This is a genomic window from Nocardioides marinquilinus (genome assembly GCF_039543705.1).
Taxonomy (GTDB): Bacteria; Actinomycetota; Actinomycetes; order Propionibacteriales; family Nocardioidaceae; genus Nocardioides; species Nocardioides marinquilinus.
On sequence record NZ_BAABKG010000008.1, the window covers coordinates 1 to 16,701 of the forward strand.

The following is a 16,701-nucleotide window of genomic DNA, read 5'->3' on the forward strand; positions in this document are numbered from 1 at the left end:
GAGGCCGGCGTCGAGCGGGCCGACGGGGCCGACGGGGCCGACGGGGCCGCGGGCGATCCGGGGCGCCGCGTGGTCGCCGCGCCGGCGGCGGGGCGGGACGCGCCGGTGGCGCTCGCCGCCGCCGGACGGATGTCGTCGCCGGCGGTGACGGCGCTGGCCAGCGGCCGGGCCTCGTCGATGCGGTGGCGGGCGTGGCGGCGCACGGTGAGCAGGTCGGGCATGGCGACGCTGCGACGGACGCCGAGACCCGTCGCGCCGCCGAGCACGGGGACGATGGCCGGTGCGGTCACGGCGGTGACGCCCGCGCCCGAGGGAGCCGCCGCCGCTGCCGCCTGGTGGGGCGTCGCGGCCGGTGCCGGGGCGCCGCCGCCGGCGGGTGAGCCGGCGGCCGGGGTGGTCCGGGATGCGGACGTGGCGGCCGTCGGGGCCGTCGGAGCTGCGGCGGCTGCGGCGGCTGCGGCCGGGGTGGCTCCGTCCGCGACCCGGCGACGGGCGACCGCCGGGGTGGGGCCGGCGGGGTCGGCGGACGAGGTGCCGGACACCGGGGCGGCCGTCGGGGACGCCGCCGCCGGAGCCGTCGGGGCGCTCGGGGCCATCGGGGCGGCCGGGGCCGTCGAGGCGGCCGGGGGCGCCGAGGGCGAGGGGCGGGCGGGCGCGGGCGCGCCCGGGGCGGCCGCCTCGTCGGCGCGGCGGCGCAGCGGGGTCGCGGCGGCCGTGGCGATCGGCGTCGCGGGGGCGCCGGGACGACCGCTCGCGACCTGGCGACGGACGTCGGTGGCGGGCGCGATCACGTGGTCGCCCCGCCACAGCCGGCGCATCGGGCGGGCAGTGCTGCGCGCCAGCAGCGGCGTCGCGGCGGCGTCACCGCCGGTGCTGCCGGAGTCGAGGACCTGGCTCGCGGTGGCGCCCGGTGCCGTCGCGGCACCGGGACCGCTCACGGAGGTGGCGGAGCCGGCGGAGCTGGCGGGCAGGGTGGGATCGAGGGCACGACGGAGCCCGGTCACGGCGGGCGACACGGCCGGGCCGGCGTCCGGGCTCGAGACGGAGCCGGTGGCGGTCGCAGCGCCCGGAGCGCCGGGGGCCGTGGTGCGGGCGATCGGCGCGGTCGGTGCGGTCGGTGCGGTCGGCGCAGTCGCACCGGTGGGGCCGCCGGCCGTCGGCGTCGGAGACGTCGGCGGGGCGGCCGGGCCGGTGGGCGTCGCCGCGTCGGTGGCCGTGCGACGCACGCTGGGCGCGGACGGGGCCGACGGCGCGGACGCCGACGCGACGGGCGAGGACGTCGGCGCGCCGGGGGTGCTGGGGGCGCTGGGAGTGCCCGTCCCGGTCGGAGACCCCGGGGCGGCGGTCGGCGTGCTCGGGGTGGCCGGCGCGGCGGGGGTGCCGGTCGCGCGCGCCGCTGGTGCGGACGGTGAGGACGGTGAGGACGGGGCCGACGGGGCGGCCGGGGTGCGCCGGGCGACCGGGGCGGCGACGGAGCGGGACCCGGCGGGTGAGACGGCGAGACCGGCGCTGCGTCCGGCCTGGCGCATGACGACGCTGCCGGCCGACCAGAGGTCGCGGCGGCTCACGGAGGCCGAGGCGCCGGTGGCGCCGGCCCGGTCGATGAGCACCGAGCCCGCGGCGGCGATCGGCTCGGCGGCGCTCACGGCGGGCGTGAGCGGGCGCGACCCGGTCTCGGTGCGCAGGCCGGCGGCGGCGCGTCGTACGGGGGCGGCGACGGGCGCGGTGGCGGACGGTCCGGCCGGGGCCGAGCCCGCCCAGCGGTGGCCGCCGGCGGCAGCCACGGCTTGGCGGCGGATCGCGTGACCGAAGCGTCCGGCTCCTTCGCCGAGCTGCCAGCTGGCGCGGCGACGCAGCGGGGCCGGGCTCGGGGCGGCTGCCGGTGGCGCGGTCGGACCGGCGGTCTGAGCGGCAGGGGTGGCGGCGGCGGGCGCCGACGGGGCGGCCGGGGCGGCCGCGTCGACCGCGGTGCGGGCGATGACCGGCGTCGTGGCGGCGCCACCGGGCGCGGGGGCGGCGCCCCCCGTGGTGGGCGCCGACGACGTGACCGCGCCGGACCCACCGGACGGAGCGGTCGTGCTCGACGGTGTGCTCGACGGCGTGGTCGGGGCGCTCGACGGCGTGGTCGGGGCGTCCGGGGTGGTGGAGCGACGCACCGCGGCCTCGGGGGCGGCCGGGCTGGGGGGCGGCGCGGCCGCGGACGGGGACGGGGCGGCCGGGCCGGACGTCGGCGTCGGTGCCGGCCCGGACCCGCCGCCGGACCCGCCGGACCCGCTCGAGCCACCCGAGCCGCCGGATCCGCCGGATCCGCCGGATCCGCCGGATCCGCTGGGGCCGGTCGCGCTCGGTCCACCGGCGCCGGGGCCGGCGTCAGGGCCGGGGCCGGGGTCGGGCTGGGTGGGCGCGGCGGTAGGCGCCGTCGTCCGGGCCACGGTCGCGGCCGGTCCAGACGTCGCGGACGCCGTCGGGGCAGCCGGCGGAGCGGGTGCGGGGGCAGGTGCGGCCGGGGCCCGGCGCACGGGCGGGGCGGGCTCGGGCGGCGGGGCCGTGGCGCGGCGCACGGCCTGCAGCCGGGCGGCGTCGCTGGGGGTGAACACCGCGCCGGCGGCCTGCACCTCGGCGTGGCGACGCACGCGCACCGCCTCGCCGGTGAGGCCGCCGAGGATGCCCCCGGGCGTGTAGGTGTCCTCGTGGGGCACGGCGTGGGCGGCGCGGGGCAGCTTGCGCTCGGGGAGCGTCTCGACGTCGATCTCACGCGCCGGCGTCAGCCACGCCGGGGTGCGGCGCAGCGCGACTGCGCGCACGGACGGCGCGGACGGCGCGGACGCCACGGAGGCGGACGGGCCAGGGGTGCTCGTGACCCCGGCCGGGCCCTGCGTCGACGGGGTCGAACCGGTCGGCCCGGTCGATCCGGTCGACCTGGCGGCCTCGCTCGCGGCGGGCGCGGCGGCGTCCACACCGGGCGGCGGGCCGATCTCGCGGAACGACGCCACGCGCTGCACCAGCGCCGAGCGGCGCGCGGTGGAGCCGGGGACGGCGGGCGGCAGCGGGGCCGCGGGCTCGGGCTCCCAGCCGCTCCACCACCGGGGCGGGCGGACGCCGGGCGCGGGGCCGGCGAGCGAGCGGCGCACCTCGACCGGGCGGGAGGTCGCGGCCGCGAAGCGGGAGACGGCGGACGTCAGGGTGCCGATGCGCGAGGGCAGCGGTCGGCCCACCGGGGGTCCGGGCATGCGGAAGCGCCGTCGCACGGCGGTGCCGAGCCACGGCGCGGTGGCGAGGGGGGCGTCGGGATCGGGGGGTCGGGTCACGTCACACCTGGGTCTTGGCGCGGAAGCCGTGGTGGGTGATCTCGAGCTCCTCCTCCAAGGGGTCCATGCTCTGGACGTTGAAGTCGGGCCCCTTCCAGCGCACCGGGAAGACGTCGATCAGCTCCCAGGCGCGCAGCCGGGTGCCGATGTGGTCGAGGGCGGTGATGGCGCCGGTGGAGCGGGTGAGCTTGTTGCCGGCGCCGGCGAAGCCCTCGCCGGAGGACTTCTGGAACCACTCGAACAGGGCGTTGCTGGAGGTGACGCCACGGCGGAAGACGACGTTGGGCCACGTCATCCGGCCCGGCACGCGGTGGCTGAAGCCGTTCTGGCCGCCCTCGCGGATCTCGTCGACGCTGACGGTGACCTGCAGGCCGGTCAGCTCCTTGAAGACCCCGATCTCGACGCCGTCGAGCTCGAAGAGGAACCGGTTGGCGATGGGCAGGTCACCGCCCAGGGGCTGCTCGGCAGCACTCTCAGACACGCCGCTCACCGACCGTCGCGTCGATCGACTCACCGACCATAGTCACGTACCACCTGCCAGGCTCGTTCGTTCAGGCTGACGACCGCCCGGACCATCCGGACCCGGTCCATGTGCTCGAGGTCGAGCAGGTCGTCGAGGGACCAGTGCAGGTGATAGGCCAGGTAGGCGATCTCCTGCCACAGCGCGTCGCTGGGGTAGCGCATCATCGCGGTGCGAGCGCTCCCCTACGACGACCGGCGCGGCAGCTCCTCGACGCTGCGACGCAGGTTGGGGCGGTCGGCACCCGGGTCGGGGGGACCCGAGAAGGCCGGGGACGCCGGGGCGCCGCCCCCGTCCGCCGGCTCGCTGGGCGAGTCGGCGGCGGGGGCGGCGTCCTGGGCCGGAGCGGCCGGCGCCGCGGGGGCGGCCGGAGCCGTCCCCACGAGCGCCGTCTGCTCCTGGGCTGCGATCAGGGCCTCGAACTCCTCCTGGTTGCCGAAGTTGATCACGCCGTAGAAGTCCTGGAGGAACGCCAGGTCGACGGCGAAGAGTCCTTCGATCACGTAGGAGTTGATGAGCTCGACCTGCCCCAGCCTCGTGATGACCCTGGTCAGGACCAGGATCGTCAGCCGGGGGTCGTCGGGGCCCGAGACGGTGGGGTCGCGCAGCGGCGCCAGCTCGTCGCGAGCCGTCGCCAGGCGCATGACGCCCTTGCGGTGGACACCACCGTCGTCGTCCACGTAGCCACGCGGCAACGTGAACTCGTACTCCGTTCGCAGAGAGCTCACTTGACGCGGTCGAGCCTCTCGATGACCAGGGTGATGGTCTCCTTGACGGCGTCGTTCGAGTCGGTGCTCACCGCGTCGGTCGCGATCTTGCTCGGCCAACCCTTGAAGAAGTTGAACCGGCCGACCTCGGTGAAGGCGCCGTCGTAGAGCACGATCGAGCCGTCCTTGCGGGTGGCGGTGCGGGCCGAGCCGCTGAAGCCCTTGGTGCGGATGTCGTTGAACCAGGTCCAGATCGGGTCGGCCATGGCGTCCATGGGGGCCATGCGCGTGATCGTCAGGTCGGCGGCCTTGTTGACGTTGCCGCGGGTCTTGACGGCCTCGGCACGGCCGGTGGCGCCGACCTGCTGGATGGTGACGACGTCGGCCTCGACGTCCAGGCCGGAGACGCCGGTGAGGATGATGTTCTCCCCCGCGATCTCCAGGTAGAAGTTCTGCGCGACGATCGGGTCGGTCGCGATCAGCGAATCGCTCATCAGCTAGCTGTTCCTTGTCTGCCCACCGGAGGGGCCGGTGGGCTTGGTGGGATAAGTGTGGTGGAGACGGACGGGTGGCTCAACCGGCAGGACCGGTCGAGCCGGCTCAGCCGGAGACCTGCTTCTTCTGGCTGATGCGGAAGACCACGAACTCGGCGGGCTTGACCGGCGCGATGCCGACCTCGACCACGAGCAGACCGGCGTCGACCGACTCCGGCGGGTTGGTCTCGGCGTCGCACTTGACGTAGAACGCCTCGTCGGCCGAGACGCCGGTGAGGGCGCCGGCGGTCCACAGGCCGCGGAGGAAGCCGCTGACGGTGCGGTTGACGCCCTCCCACAGCGAGATGTCGTTCGGCTCGAAGACGGCGTACTGGGTGCCCTCGAGGATCGTCGACTCGACCATGTTGAACAGGCGGCGGACGTTGATGTAGTTCCAGTCGGTGTCCGAGCTGAGGGTGCGCGCACCCCAGATGCGGATGCCGCGGGTGCCGAACGGGCGGATGCAGTTGATGCCGATCGGGTTGAGCAGCGACTGCTCGTTCTGGGTCACCGAGCGCTCGATGTCGAGGACGCCGCGCATGGTGTCGTTGGCCGGGGCCTTCCACACGCCGCGGGTGTCGTCGGTGCGGGCCCAGACGCCGGCGATGTGGCCGGACGGCGGGATGAGGATCTCGGTGTCGCCGTCGACGCCGATCGGGTTCTCGACCTTGACCCAGGGGTAGTACAGGGCGGCGTAGGCGGAGTCGTACATCGCGACCTCGCTGCGCCACTCCTTGATCTGCTGCGGGTTCATCCCCGGAGGCGAGTCGAGGACGGCCATGCGGTTGCCGTTCTGCTCGCAGTGGGAGATGAGCGCGGTCTGCACGGCCTTCCACAGACCCAGGTCGACGCTGCCGTCCTCCTTGGTCGCGGCGGTGATCAGGTCGGGGACGATCACCATGGTGACGTCCTCGGCCACGGCGAGGCCGTTGATGCCGTTGCGGGCGGACTCGGAGCCGGCGAACTTGCGGCCGGTGACGGGCACCGGGGTCGGGGCGGCCTTCTCGAGGTCGTAGACGCCGGGCTTGACCAGCTCGAGCTGGTTCTCCAGGTCGGCGTCCTTGTCGAGGTCGAGCTCGACCTTGATCTTGGTCGAGGTCGCGTTGACCTTGGTGGCGACGTTGCTGTCACCCGAGCCGAAGTCGAGGTTCTCGAAGGTCTCGACGGCCTCGCCGTTCTCGAGGACGGTCATCGTGAACGTGGCGGGACCCTCGTCGTCGGTGTCACCGGCGTCGTCGGTGGAGACCTGGATCGCGATGTTGGCGTCGGGCTCGACGCTCTCGACGGCGACGGGCAGGCCCAGCGCGCGGTCGGCGGCGGGCAGCGCGGCCTTCGAGGGCTCGCCGGCGGGCTCGGTGTTCGGCACGCGGCAGATGTAGGCGATCGAGCCACCGTTGGCGAAGTAGCCGTAGACCGACAGCGGGAGCATGCAGCCGGGGGCGAAGCCGCCGTACAGGCTCTCGAACTGGGTCCAGCTGGTCACCAGGCGCGGGGCGAGGCCCTGCGGGTCGTTGGGGTCGTCGGTCGGGGCGAGCTCGGTGAAGCCCACGAAGGCCGCCACCGCGGTGGGAGCCGCGGCGAGGATCTTCTGCGAGGACGGGACCTCTTCGACGTAGACACCGGGTGCGGTGTAGGTAGGCATGGGATCTCACTTCGGTTTGGGAGAACGCACGTCACGTTCTGGCGAGACGGACTCTTCAACCCCTCGGGGTGTGGCCGCAGAGGATTGCCCCCAACTAGTCACAAGTGACCATCAGGCGTCCCAGACCGTCTTGACGCAATCTCGGCGTTCGGCGGACAGACGGGGTGCCCGTGGCCCAGGATCGCGGCGTGGACGACGACCGGGCGGCGGCCGGCAGGTGGGACGGCGACGTGCTCCCCGCCCCGGAGCGCGGCCGCGCCGGCACCCGGTTCGACCTGCGCCCCGGCGACGTCCCGCAGCTCTCGGCGTGGGCGGCCACCTCGAGCGCGCTCGGCATCCGCTCGCGGGTCGTGCTGCTCTCGGCGCGCGGCCTGGGGCCGACGCAGGTGGCCGGCGCGGTGGGGGTGAGCCGCCAGACCGCCCACCAGTGGCGCACGCGCTACCTCGACGAGGGGCTCGACGGCCTGCTCGAGCGGGCGCTGAGCCCGCGCCGCGAGGTGGACGACGCCTCGATCGTCGCCGCGACGCTGCGCTCCCCCGCGTCGTCCCGCGCCGGCGGCCGCTGGTCGTGCCGGATGCTGGCCGAGCACCTCGGCGTCGGACGCAGCACGGTCTCTCGGGCGTGGCGGCGCTACGGCGTGCACCCGCACGGCGCCGGCACCTACCGGTTCGCCACCCGCCCCGGGCTGACGCTGCAGGTGGGCGCGGTGCTCGGCGTCGTGGTGGCGCGCGACGTGCGGCTGCTCGCGATCAGCTCACGACCGGCCGGGACGACGCCGGCCACCCGGCACGCGCCGAGCCAGGCCGACGGGGCGGCCATGGCGGTGCGGCTCGGGCCGATCCAGCTGCTCGCCGCGCTGCGCGCCGCGCTCGCGGAGCCCGCCCAGCTGACCCGGCGCGGCGCCCTCGACCTCGAGCGCTTCCTGCGGCTGGTGGCCCGGCTGCAGTCGACCCACGCCCGGGCCTGCCCCGACCTGACGCTCGTCACCGACTCCCCCGGCGTGGCCGGCCACCCCGAGGTGCGCGCCCTGCTCGCCCGGCACGGCCGCGCCCAGGTCGCCATCACCGACGACTCCGAGCACTGGCTGCGGCTGGTGCAGGTCTGCCTCGGCCTGGCCGAGCAGCCCGCCCTCGCCCGCGGCGCCAGCGGCTGCGCCGACGACCTCACCGGCCTGATGCGCGACCTCGTCACCGGCACCCACGTGCTCCCCGGCCCCTTCGTCTGGACCGACCGGGTGCGCCGCCCCACCGGCTGAGCCGCGGTCTCGACGACGGCCTCGCGCAGACGCTCGGCCTGCTCGACCACCGGTGGTCGAGCAGCGAGCCCCGCGAGCGTCGTCGAGACCACCGGCCCTACCTCGGGAACGCTCGCGAGCGTCGTCCCTTCGACAGGCTCAGGGTCCGTGCGGCGGGTGCGCGTTGACGGCGAGGCCGCGCCGACTCCGGTGGTTGAGCAGCGAGCCCCAGCGAGCGTCGTCGAGACCACCGGCCCTACCTCGGCAACGCTCGCGAGCGCCGTCCCTTCGACAAGCTCAGGGTCCGTGCGGGCGCCCTCGCGTTGACCCTCCGGGGTCCCGACGACGGCCTCGCGCAGACGCTCGGCCTGCTCGGACCACCGGTGGTTGAGCAGCGAGCCCCAGCGAGCGTCGTCGAAACCACCGGCCCTACCTCGGCAACGCTCGCGAGCGCCGTCCCTTCGACAAGCTCAGGGTCCGTGCGGGCACCTTCGCGATGACCCTCCGGGGTCTCGACGACGGCCTCGCGCAGACGCTCGGCCTGCTCGACCACCGGTGGTCGAGCAGCGAGCCCCAGCGACCGTCGTCCCTTAGACAAGATCAGGGTCCGTGCGGCGGGTGCGCGTCGACGGCGAGGGTCGCGCCGACTCCGGTGGTTGAGCAGCGAGCCCCAGCGAGCGTCGTCGAAACCACCGGCCCTACCTCGACGACGTTCGCGAGCGCCGTCCCTTCGACAGGCTCAGGGTCCGTGCGGGCGCGTTCGCATTGACCTTCGGGGGTCTCGACGACGGTCCGCGCAGACGCTCGGGGTCCGTGCGGTGGGGTGGGTCGGGTCAGTTGATCTGCGTCTTCATGGTGCCGGGCATCGAGATCGTGATCACGCCCCCGTAGGCGCAGTTGCACATCGCGGTCGCCGGGAGGGCCGGCTTGCCGCCGATCATCGTCTTGGGCGCGGGCGGGGCCCACGGCGCGACGGTCACCGGCACGCAGGGCATCGGCGTCAGGACGCCGAGCGCGGCCGCGGTCGCCGCGGCCACGGTGGGGTTGGCCAGGCTGTTGCACATCCCGAACGGCGGGATGTTCACTCCCGGCGCGAAGTCCATGATCGTGCCCGCGGGCTTGCCCTCGATGACCACCTTCGAGGTGGGCAGGAAGTTCAGCGTGGACGGCGCGACGCCGAAGCTGCACGCCGCCATCGCCGTGCCGACGACGGGGTTGGGCATCGTGGTCTCCTCGTTGCTGGGGGTCGGAGGGGTTACTGGTCGCCGGAACCGTCGGACAGGTCGCCGCCGGAGTCCTTCGCCGAGCCCTCGAGCGTCTGGCCGTTGCCGATGATGAAGCAGTCGACCGAGCGGTCGCCCTCCTGCCACGAGCGGGGCGAGGGCAGCAGGAAGGTGAAGAACAGGTCGGGGGCGTCGAGGTAGTCGATGCCGACGTACGGCTTGAACTCCCGCGCGCACGCGCCCTGGGCGAAGGTGGTCAGCGCCTCGTCACCCGGGAAGACGTCGGCGTCGGCCTCGGGGTCGGCGGGCACGTAGTCGACCGCGACGTAGTACTCCTGGTCGTGCGGCTGGTCGCAGTCGACCCGCTTGAGGTCGCTCAGCTCGGCCTCGACGTCCTCCTCGGCGAGGAAGCACTGACCGGGCTCGATGTCGAAGACCGAGACGTCCTCGGCCTCGGTGTCGTCGTCGCCGTCGAAGAGGCCGCAGCCACCGAGCAGAGCCAGCAGCGGCAGGACGGCGAGCAGCGCGGGACCGCGCCGACGCCTCATGCCAGCGCGCCGGTGTACCGCGACGTCGGGGGCTCGACCATCCGCTCGGCCATCGCGGCGATGCGCTCGACCGGCGGAGCCTGCTCCTCCCAGTCGAAGGAGTCGGCGCCGACCGTGGCCAGCAGCGTGACCGACCCCTTGAGGTTGCCGCCGATCGAGCCCCACAGCTCGCGCCCGAGGCTGCGGTCGTCGCCCATCGAGAGCTGCACCGGCGTCGAGAGCTCGTCCGGCAGCAGCGGCTGCGGGATGGAGTCGGTGGCGGCCAGCAGGCTGATCATGTCGCCCAGCAGCTGGTGCTCGTCGCGCGAGCTGCCGGCCCAGGCGCTGACCAGGTAGCACAGCTCGACCATCGGCTGCGGACGCCGGCGCAGGGCCTGGCGGCCCTCCTGCGGTCGCAGGGTGGCCGAGCGGGAGGGCAGCGTGCTGCGGCGCACGTCGTAGAGGAAGAAGCTCACCGTGATGCGGGACAGCTGGGCCGACCACGTGGAGGTCGGGGCGTCGAAGGTGACGTCGCCGATGTCCTCGGGCAACGGCAGCCGGTCGCGCACCATGCGCTCCAGGCCGCTGTCCACGTTGTTGATGAACACGGGCGCGAGTGTGGCACCCGGACCGCTCCGCTGTACCCGAAACGGCGCAGACCACTGGTCTGGACCACCCGGACCAGGCCGGCAAATCCTGACCCGAACCCCTGACAGGCCGGGCCTCGTGTGCCTACCGTGCGCGCCATGGCCGAGTTCGCCCATCCCGAGACCGACGAGCGCGAGCAGGCAGCGCCTGCCACTCCTGTCCGCCGCGTCGCCGCACCGCTCGTCGTCGGCGCAGCCGACGACCGCGCCGAGGTGGAGGCCGACCGGGTCGCCGACCAGGTGATCTCGCGCCTGCAGGGCGGCGAGACCGGTGAGACGCACATCCACGACGGCTGCCACGGCGTCGCCCGCATCGCCGCGCCGTCCGCCGCGCCGGAGGTCGGCTACGAGGGCGGCGCCATCTCCGACGGCCTGACCAGCCGCATCGAGAGCAAGCGCGGCACCGGGCAGGCCCTGCCGGACGACGTCCGCTCGCGCATGGAGTCCGGGTTCGGCCGCTCGCTGGCCGACGTCCGCGTGCACACCGACGGTGAGTCCGCGCAGCTGAACCGCTCGGTCTCGGCCCGCGCCTTCACCACCGGCAACGACATCTTCTTCGGCGCCGGCGAGTTCGACCCCGGCACCGCCGCCGGCGAGCGGGTGCTGGCCCACGAGATCGCCCACACCCAGCAGCAGGGCGGCGGCGCGCGGCGCGTGCACCGCCTGTGGGAGGGCGTCGGCAACCGGAAGAAGCGCCTGCCGATGCAGAACGCCTGGCAGATCAGGACCCTGGCCGACAAGGACGTCTGGTTCCTCGACGGCGACAGCAAGGACGACGTCCTGGTGGTCAAGCCCGACGACCAGCCCGCCACCCTCGGCATGCTCGCCGGCGCCCTCCACCAGACGCTGAGCGACGCGGAGTCCGTGGTCGAGCGGCCGCTCGACAGCAAGGACCGCGGCGAGCTGTACAAGCTGATCGGGATGAAGGCCCAGAACGAGATCCTCGACGGGTCCTGGGCCGACCGTGGTGCCAACCTGCCCGCGGTCCAGGGCAAGTCGCCCGAGGTGGCTGCCGCCGACAACGCGCGCGGCCTGCTCGCCCAGACCGGCAAGAGCGTGGTGGCGATGAGCTTCGCCGCCGGCACGTCGGCCATGAAGGAAGCGAAGACGAAGACGAAGGGCGAGGGCGACACAGAGGACCAGACGAGCTCCACGGGGTTGCGCGACAAGCTCACGCAGCCGGGACACATGGCCGCCCTGGGCCACATGACCGCCATCGACTTCCTGCTCGGAAATCGCGACCGCGCCTACAGCGGCAACCTCGAGAACTGGTTCTACACGCCGCAGGGCAACATCAAGCTCATCGACCACGTCGATCCCGGAACCGGGGGTGGCGACGAGATGAGCCTCGGCTACACCAACCGACAGCAGTGGATCAGCTACTGCGGTCAGATGCTGCGCGACTCGAAGCACTACTTGGCCGACTGGTGTGTCGACTCGATGCTCGCCAAGGCGCAGACCTTCGCCGGTGACGACGACATCAGGCTCTGGTCGAAGCAGAAGCCCGACGGCACCACCTCGCGCTACCAGCAGATGGTCGCCGAGTTCGAGCGCGGCCTGAAGGAGGGTGAGGCCCACATCGTCAAGGTCTTCACCACCAGCAAGTGGAGCTGGAAGGGCATGAAGAACCACCATGGCGCCAAGGCCTCCATCAAGAAGGCGACGAAGTCCGCTGGCAAGCACGGCGGGGGCGACGACTTCTACAAGGAGCTCAAGCGGCGCGCCGAGTACCTCGGCGTCAAGCCCGAGCCCGAGCCCGAGCAGTAGCAGACCGAGCTGACGAGCCCGACCGGCAGGGCGGCCCCTGCCGACCGACGAGAGTGAGCAACCGCAAGCCCGTGGATGACGACGACGACCGGTCGGACGAGACGACTCGGTCGACGACCTCGAACACGCCCGAGGTGGTCGCGGACTGGACGATGCTCGCCACTGCCCTCGTCGAGCACGCGGTGACCGAGGTGCGGTCGCCCGGCGACGTCGACCTGGGCCGCGCCCAGGTGGAGCGGGCACGTGAAGCGTTTAGACAGGCGGCCGCGACGCCCGGACCGTTGCAGACGGTCGTGCACACGGTCGGGCTCGACCAGCTGGAGGCCGAGACCCTTGCCGTGTGCGCGGGGATCGAACTCGACGGGCGGCTCCTGACGCTCCTGGGCACGCTCGTTCGCCCCGCGCGGACCCCGGCGCGACCGACGGTCCAGCTGCTCGTCGACCTGCTCGGCCCCGAGGTGCTCGGCGTCCTCGCTCCGAACTCACGCCTGACGCGGGCCGGACTCGTCTCGCTGGAGTCCGACGTCCCGATGGCCGGCGCGCAGGTGCTGGTGCCGCGCCGCGTGCTGTGGGCGCTGCTGGGCGACCCGAGCCTCGACCCAGCGTTGCCGCCCGGAACCGAGTTCGTGACGGACGAGGGCGACGACGACCGGATCCTCGGCGCCTCCGAGAAGGTGCTCGTCGTGGGTGAGGACCCCGTGCGGCGCCGCCAGGCCGCGGTGCGGTTCACGAGGCATGACGTGTTCATCTCGACACGCGTGCCCACCAGCGACGACGAGTGGCTCACGCTCGTGCGGCAGGCCAGCCTGGTCGGCGCCGGCCTCGTGCTGGAGACCGGCGATCGGCTCGACTCGGCGGGGCGTGAGTGGCTGGAGCGCGCGGAGCACCTGCCCGTGGCCCTCACCTCGTCCCGCCCGCTCCCCCTCGAGTCCCTGCCGCAGCAGGCGTTCCTCGAGGTGGCTGCCGACCCGCCGGCGGTCACGGACGACGAGTGGGCTGCGGTCTACCCGAGCGCCGCTCCCCCGATCCGACGCCCGACGGCGCAGCAGCTGTGGGTCACGGCGCACGTCTCGACCGGCGTCCCGGACGCCGAGGAGCAGCTGCGGCGCACCGCGACGGGCTCCCTCCTGCAGCACGCGACCCGCATCGTCCCGAGGGTCGAGTGGGACGACCTGGTGCTACCGCCGTCCCAGGAGCGCCAGCTGCGCAACCTGGTCGACCGCTACCACCAGCGCAGCCGGGTGCACGACGACTGGGGGCTCTCGCTCTACCCCTCCCCCGGTGTCGTCGCGCTGTTCTCCGGTCCGTCGGGCACCGGCAAGACCACCAGCGCCGAGGTGGTGGCCAAGGAGCTCGGCCTCGAGATGTTCCGCGTGGACCTGTCGGCGCTGGTGAGCAAGTACATCGGTGAGACCGAGAAGAACCTCGAGGAGATCTTCTCCGCGGCCCACACCGGCAACTACCTGCTGCTCTTCGACGAGGCCGACTCGCTGTTCGGCAGCCGCTCGAAGGTCGAGGACGCCAAGGACCGCTACGCCAACATGGAGGTCTCCTACCTGCTGCAGCGGCTGGAGACCTACGACGGCGTCGTCGTGCTGACCTCGAACTTCCAGGGCAACATCGACCAGGCGTTCCTGCGCCGCATCCACGTCACCGTCGCCTTCAGCGTGCCGACCGCCGAGGAGCGCGAGCGCATCTGGGACCGCTCGCTGGGCGGCGCACCCCGCGCCGACCTCGACCTGGCATTCGTGGCCGAGAAGTTCGACCTCACCGGCGGGTCCATCCGCAACGCCGCGCTGACCGCCGCCTTCGCCGCCGCGGCGGCCGGCACCGAGGTCGGCATGGTCGAGGTGCTCAGCGCCGTGACCACCGAGTTCACCAAGCTCGGACGCCGCACCCAGGACTCCCAGTACGGGCCCTGGCTGGCCGCGGTGCGTAACGCGTCCCGCTGAGAGCAGTTGTCCACCTCAAGAGGTGAGCAAAGTTTCCCCGATTCGCCCACGCGGCCGCTCGGGCGCTCCTAGTCTCGGCTCGTCCGATCGATCTCGGCTCTCTCGGAAGGCTCACCGTGCACGGCTGCGCAACCACCGACGTCCCGCGACGTCCGTGCTTCCGCCCTGCCCCGAGCCGCCGCGAGCCCGGCGTCCGGAGCGTGCGATGAGGCTCGCGACCGAGCACCGCGTGGTGCAGGTCGAGCCCGGGTCGACCGTGGCCATCGAGGTCGACGTCGTCAACAACGCCGACCTGATCGACGGCATCTCGGCCCACCTGATCGGCCTGCCCGACGCCACCGTCGTCTCCGAGCCGCGACTGCTGCCGCTGTTCCCCGGCGCCAACGGCCGCATCACGCTGCAGGTCACGGTCCCCAGCACGCTGACCGCCGGCAGCCACCCGATCACCGTCGAGGCCGTCTCGCACGGCACCGGCGCCCCCACCCAGCACCTCGACCTCGATCTGTCGGTCTCGGCGCGGCCGGCCGTCAAGCTGCACCGCAGCCCCGCGACCCTGCGCTCGCGTCGCGGCGGGCGCTTCCTGCTCCAGGTCGAGAACCCCGGCAACACCGCGCTCGACGTCACCCTCGAGTCCGTCACCGAGGACGCGAAGTCCACCGCGCGCTTCAGCCCGCGCACCCTGCGGGTCGAGCCCGGCGCCACCGTGCCCGCCATCCTCGCGGTCAAGGGCCCGCGGATGATCACCGGCGGCGAGGTCGACCGGGCGGTCAAGGTCACGCTCACCGCGCAGCGTGCCCACAGCATCCCGGCGATGCTCGAGCTCGAGCAGCAGCTCGACGGCTCCCTCGCCGACGGCGAGCCGGACGTCGTCACCGACGCCCCCGCCGCGACCGAGCCCGAGGAGACCGAGCAGGCCCCCGAGCTCACGGCCGAGGCGATCGTCGTCCTCAAGCAGCGCCCGATCCTCAGCCGCGGCCTGATCACCGCGCTGGTGCTGATGTCGATCGTCGCCGTGTGGGCGGCGGTCTTCCTCTTCGGCCTGCGCGGCGTGCTCGCCGGCGACCCGGTCACCAAGGCGCCCGCCACCTCCTTCTTCGCCGCCGACGCGGTCGACGACCTCACCCCCGCCGCGGCCAGCGACCCGCCGGGTGCGCTGCCCAAGGACGGCCAGGTGCCACCGGGCGTGGGCGGCACGATCGAGGGCACCGTGCTCGCGGTCAGCAACAAGCTGCCGGTCGGCCGCATCACCGTCGACGTGCTGCGCCAGACCCCCGACGGCCTCAAGCAGGTCAGCTCGGCGGCCACCCAGAGCGACGGCAGCTACAGCATCGCCGGACTGTTCCCGACCTCCTACGTGCTGCGCTTCAGCGCCGAGGGCTACGACCCGCTGTGGTACCCCGGCTCCCCCGGCCAGCGCGGCGCCGACCTCGTCGAGGTCGCCCCGCAGGCCACCAACGGCCTGCGCGACGTGCTGGTGCGCGGCCAGGCCGCGAGCATCACCGGCACGATCGACCAGGAGCTCGACCTCGGCTCGGGCGGCGTGCCGGTCACCGTCAAGGCGCGCGCCCTCGACGTCCCGAACCGCCAGGGCGTGATGGCCTCGCTGACCACGAGCAACGGCACCTACGAGCTCACCGGCCTGCTGGCCCCGGCCACCTACGAGCTGAGCTTCAGCGCCGCCGGCTACAAGACCAAGACGGTCACCACCACGGTCAACGGCGGCGAGCAGCGGCTGCAGCCGAGCATCGTCCCCGACGCCGACGCCGGGCAGGTCTCGGGCTCGGTCGCCGACAGCGACGGCAACCCGCTCGGTGGCGTCACCGTGAGCACCGTCGTCGACGGCCTGGATGTCACGGTCATCACCCCGACCGTCGCGCCGCTCGGCGCCTTCACCATCCCCAACCTGCCCACCCCCGGCACCTACACCCTGACCTTCACCGCCGACGGCTACGGCAGCACCACCCAGACCGTCGAGCTCGGCGCCGGCACCAGCCGCAGCGACGTCTCCGCGGTGCTCACCGCCGGCACCGGCAGCGTCACCGGCCACGTCAAGGGCCGCGACGGCGTCGGCATCGGCGGGGTCTCGGTGACGGTCGGCGGCATCGACCCCACCGGCACCACGACCTCCGACGGCACCACCGACGGCACCACCGACCCGGTCGTGGTCATCCCCGCCACCACCACGCTCACCACCGGCGACGTCGGCGGGTTCAGCCTCAGCGGCCTCACCGCCCCGGGCGACTACACGCTCACCTTCACCGCCGAGGGCTACGCCCCGACCACCGTGCCGCTCAGCCTCGGCGACGCCGGCCCCGCCGAGTCGCTCGAGGTCACGCTCGACAACGAGCTCGGCGGCATCGCGGGCAACGTGACCGGCCCCGAGCGTCGCGCCTTCGAGGGCGCCACCATCACCCTCACCGACGGGCTGAACATCGTCACCGCCACCAGCGGCGGGCCGGGCAGCCTCGACGGCGACGGCGGCTTCCGCGTCGAGGGCCTCGAGCCGGGCACCTACAGCGTGACGGTGACCGGCGTCGACGCCGCTGGCATGCCGCTGCAGCAGCAGACCGCGATGGTCCGGGTGATCGCCGGGCTCACCAGCTACCAGGACCTGCGTCTCACCGACGGCGGGCGGTAGCC

At 73.9% G+C, this 16,701-nt stretch carries 12 protein-coding genes and 1 pseudogene; 4 read left to right on the top strand and 9 right to left on the bottom strand.

What is annotated here, in order from left to right:
* The 6 genes and pseudogenes from ABEA04_RS22495 to ABEA04_RS22520 form a co-directional block, all read right to left on the bottom strand.
* Positions 1-3,308, bottom strand: a pseudogene (locus ABEA04_RS22495) (hypothetical protein); the annotation flags it as partial.
* Between the two features lies 1 nt (position 3,309).
* Entirely contained in the window at positions 3,310-3,789 is a 480-nt protein-coding gene (locus ABEA04_RS22500; protein ID WP_345464449.1) for a phage tail protein, read from the bottom strand.
* A gap of 29 nt (positions 3,790-3,818) precedes the next feature.
* A complete protein-coding gene (locus ABEA04_RS22505) occupies positions 3,819-3,992 on the bottom strand; it encodes a DUF6760 family protein (protein ID WP_345464451.1) in 174 nt (57 codons plus the stop codon).
* A gap of 21 nt (positions 3,993-4,013) precedes the next feature.
* Positions 4,014-4,556, bottom strand: a complete 543-nt coding sequence (locus tag ABEA04_RS22510) for a hypothetical protein (RefSeq protein WP_345464456.1) — start codon at positions 4,554-4,556, stop codon at positions 4,014-4,016.
* Positions 4,553-5,029 (bottom strand): phage tail protein, encoded by a 477-nt coding sequence (locus ABEA04_RS22515; protein ID WP_345464459.1) that lies wholly within the window; start codon positions 5,027-5,029, stop codon positions 4,553-4,555. The genes ABEA04_RS22510 and ABEA04_RS22515 overlap by 4 nt, the downstream gene beginning before the upstream one ends.
* 106 nt (positions 5,030-5,135) lie before the next feature.
* A complete protein-coding gene (locus ABEA04_RS22520; protein WP_345464462.1) occupies positions 5,136-6,710 on the bottom strand; it encodes a phage tail sheath family protein in 1,575 nt (524 codons plus the stop codon).
* Between the two features lie 188 nt (positions 6,711-6,898).
* Between ABEA04_RS22520 and ABEA04_RS22525 the strand changes: the two genes are divergently transcribed.
* Complete coding sequence (locus tag ABEA04_RS22525) at positions 6,899-7,966, top strand: helix-turn-helix domain-containing protein (RefSeq protein WP_345464465.1); 1,068 nt, start codon at positions 6,899-6,901, stop codon at positions 7,964-7,966.
* Between the two features lie 812 nt (positions 7,967-8,778).
* Here ABEA04_RS22525 and ABEA04_RS22530 read toward each other — a convergent pair.
* From ABEA04_RS22530 to ABEA04_RS22540, 3 genes are read right to left on the bottom strand one after another with little or no spacing between them, the layout of a single operon-like run.
* Entirely contained in the window at positions 8,779-9,168 is a 390-nt protein-coding gene (locus ABEA04_RS22530; RefSeq protein WP_345464468.1) for a DUF4280 domain-containing protein, read from the bottom strand.
* Positions 9,169-9,200: 32 nt separating this feature from the next.
* On the bottom strand, positions 9,201-9,716 hold the full coding sequence (locus ABEA04_RS22535) for a septum formation family protein (protein WP_345464471.1): 516 nt from the start codon (positions 9,714-9,716) through the stop codon (positions 9,201-9,203).
* Entirely contained in the window at positions 9,713-10,303 is a 591-nt protein-coding gene (locus ABEA04_RS22540; RefSeq protein WP_345464474.1) for a Pvc16 family protein, read from the bottom strand. The genes ABEA04_RS22535 and ABEA04_RS22540 overlap by 4 nt, the downstream gene beginning before the upstream one ends.
* A 138-nt stretch (positions 10,304-10,441) precedes the next feature.
* Here ABEA04_RS22540 and ABEA04_RS22545 point away from each other — a divergent pair, with 138 nt between their 5' ends.
* The 3 genes from ABEA04_RS22545 to ABEA04_RS22555 all read left to right on the top strand — a co-directional run bounded on the left by ABEA04_RS22545 (position 10,442) and on the right by ABEA04_RS22555 (position 16,699).
* Positions 10,442-12,109: an eCIS core domain-containing protein gene (locus ABEA04_RS22545; RefSeq protein WP_345464477.1), complete on the top strand. Its 1,668-nt coding sequence runs from the start codon at positions 10,442-10,444 to the stop codon at positions 12,107-12,109.
* A gap of 71 nt (positions 12,110-12,180) precedes the next feature.
* A complete protein-coding gene (locus ABEA04_RS22550) occupies positions 12,181-14,061 on the top strand; it encodes an ATP-binding protein (protein WP_345464480.1) in 1,881 nt (626 codons plus the stop codon).
* A gap of 205 nt (positions 14,062-14,266) precedes the next feature.
* On the top strand, positions 14,267-16,699 hold the full coding sequence (locus ABEA04_RS22555) for a carboxypeptidase regulatory-like domain-containing protein (protein ID WP_345464483.1): 2,433 nt from the start codon (positions 14,267-14,269) through the stop codon (positions 16,697-16,699).
* Positions 16,700-16,701 lie beyond the last annotated feature (2 nt).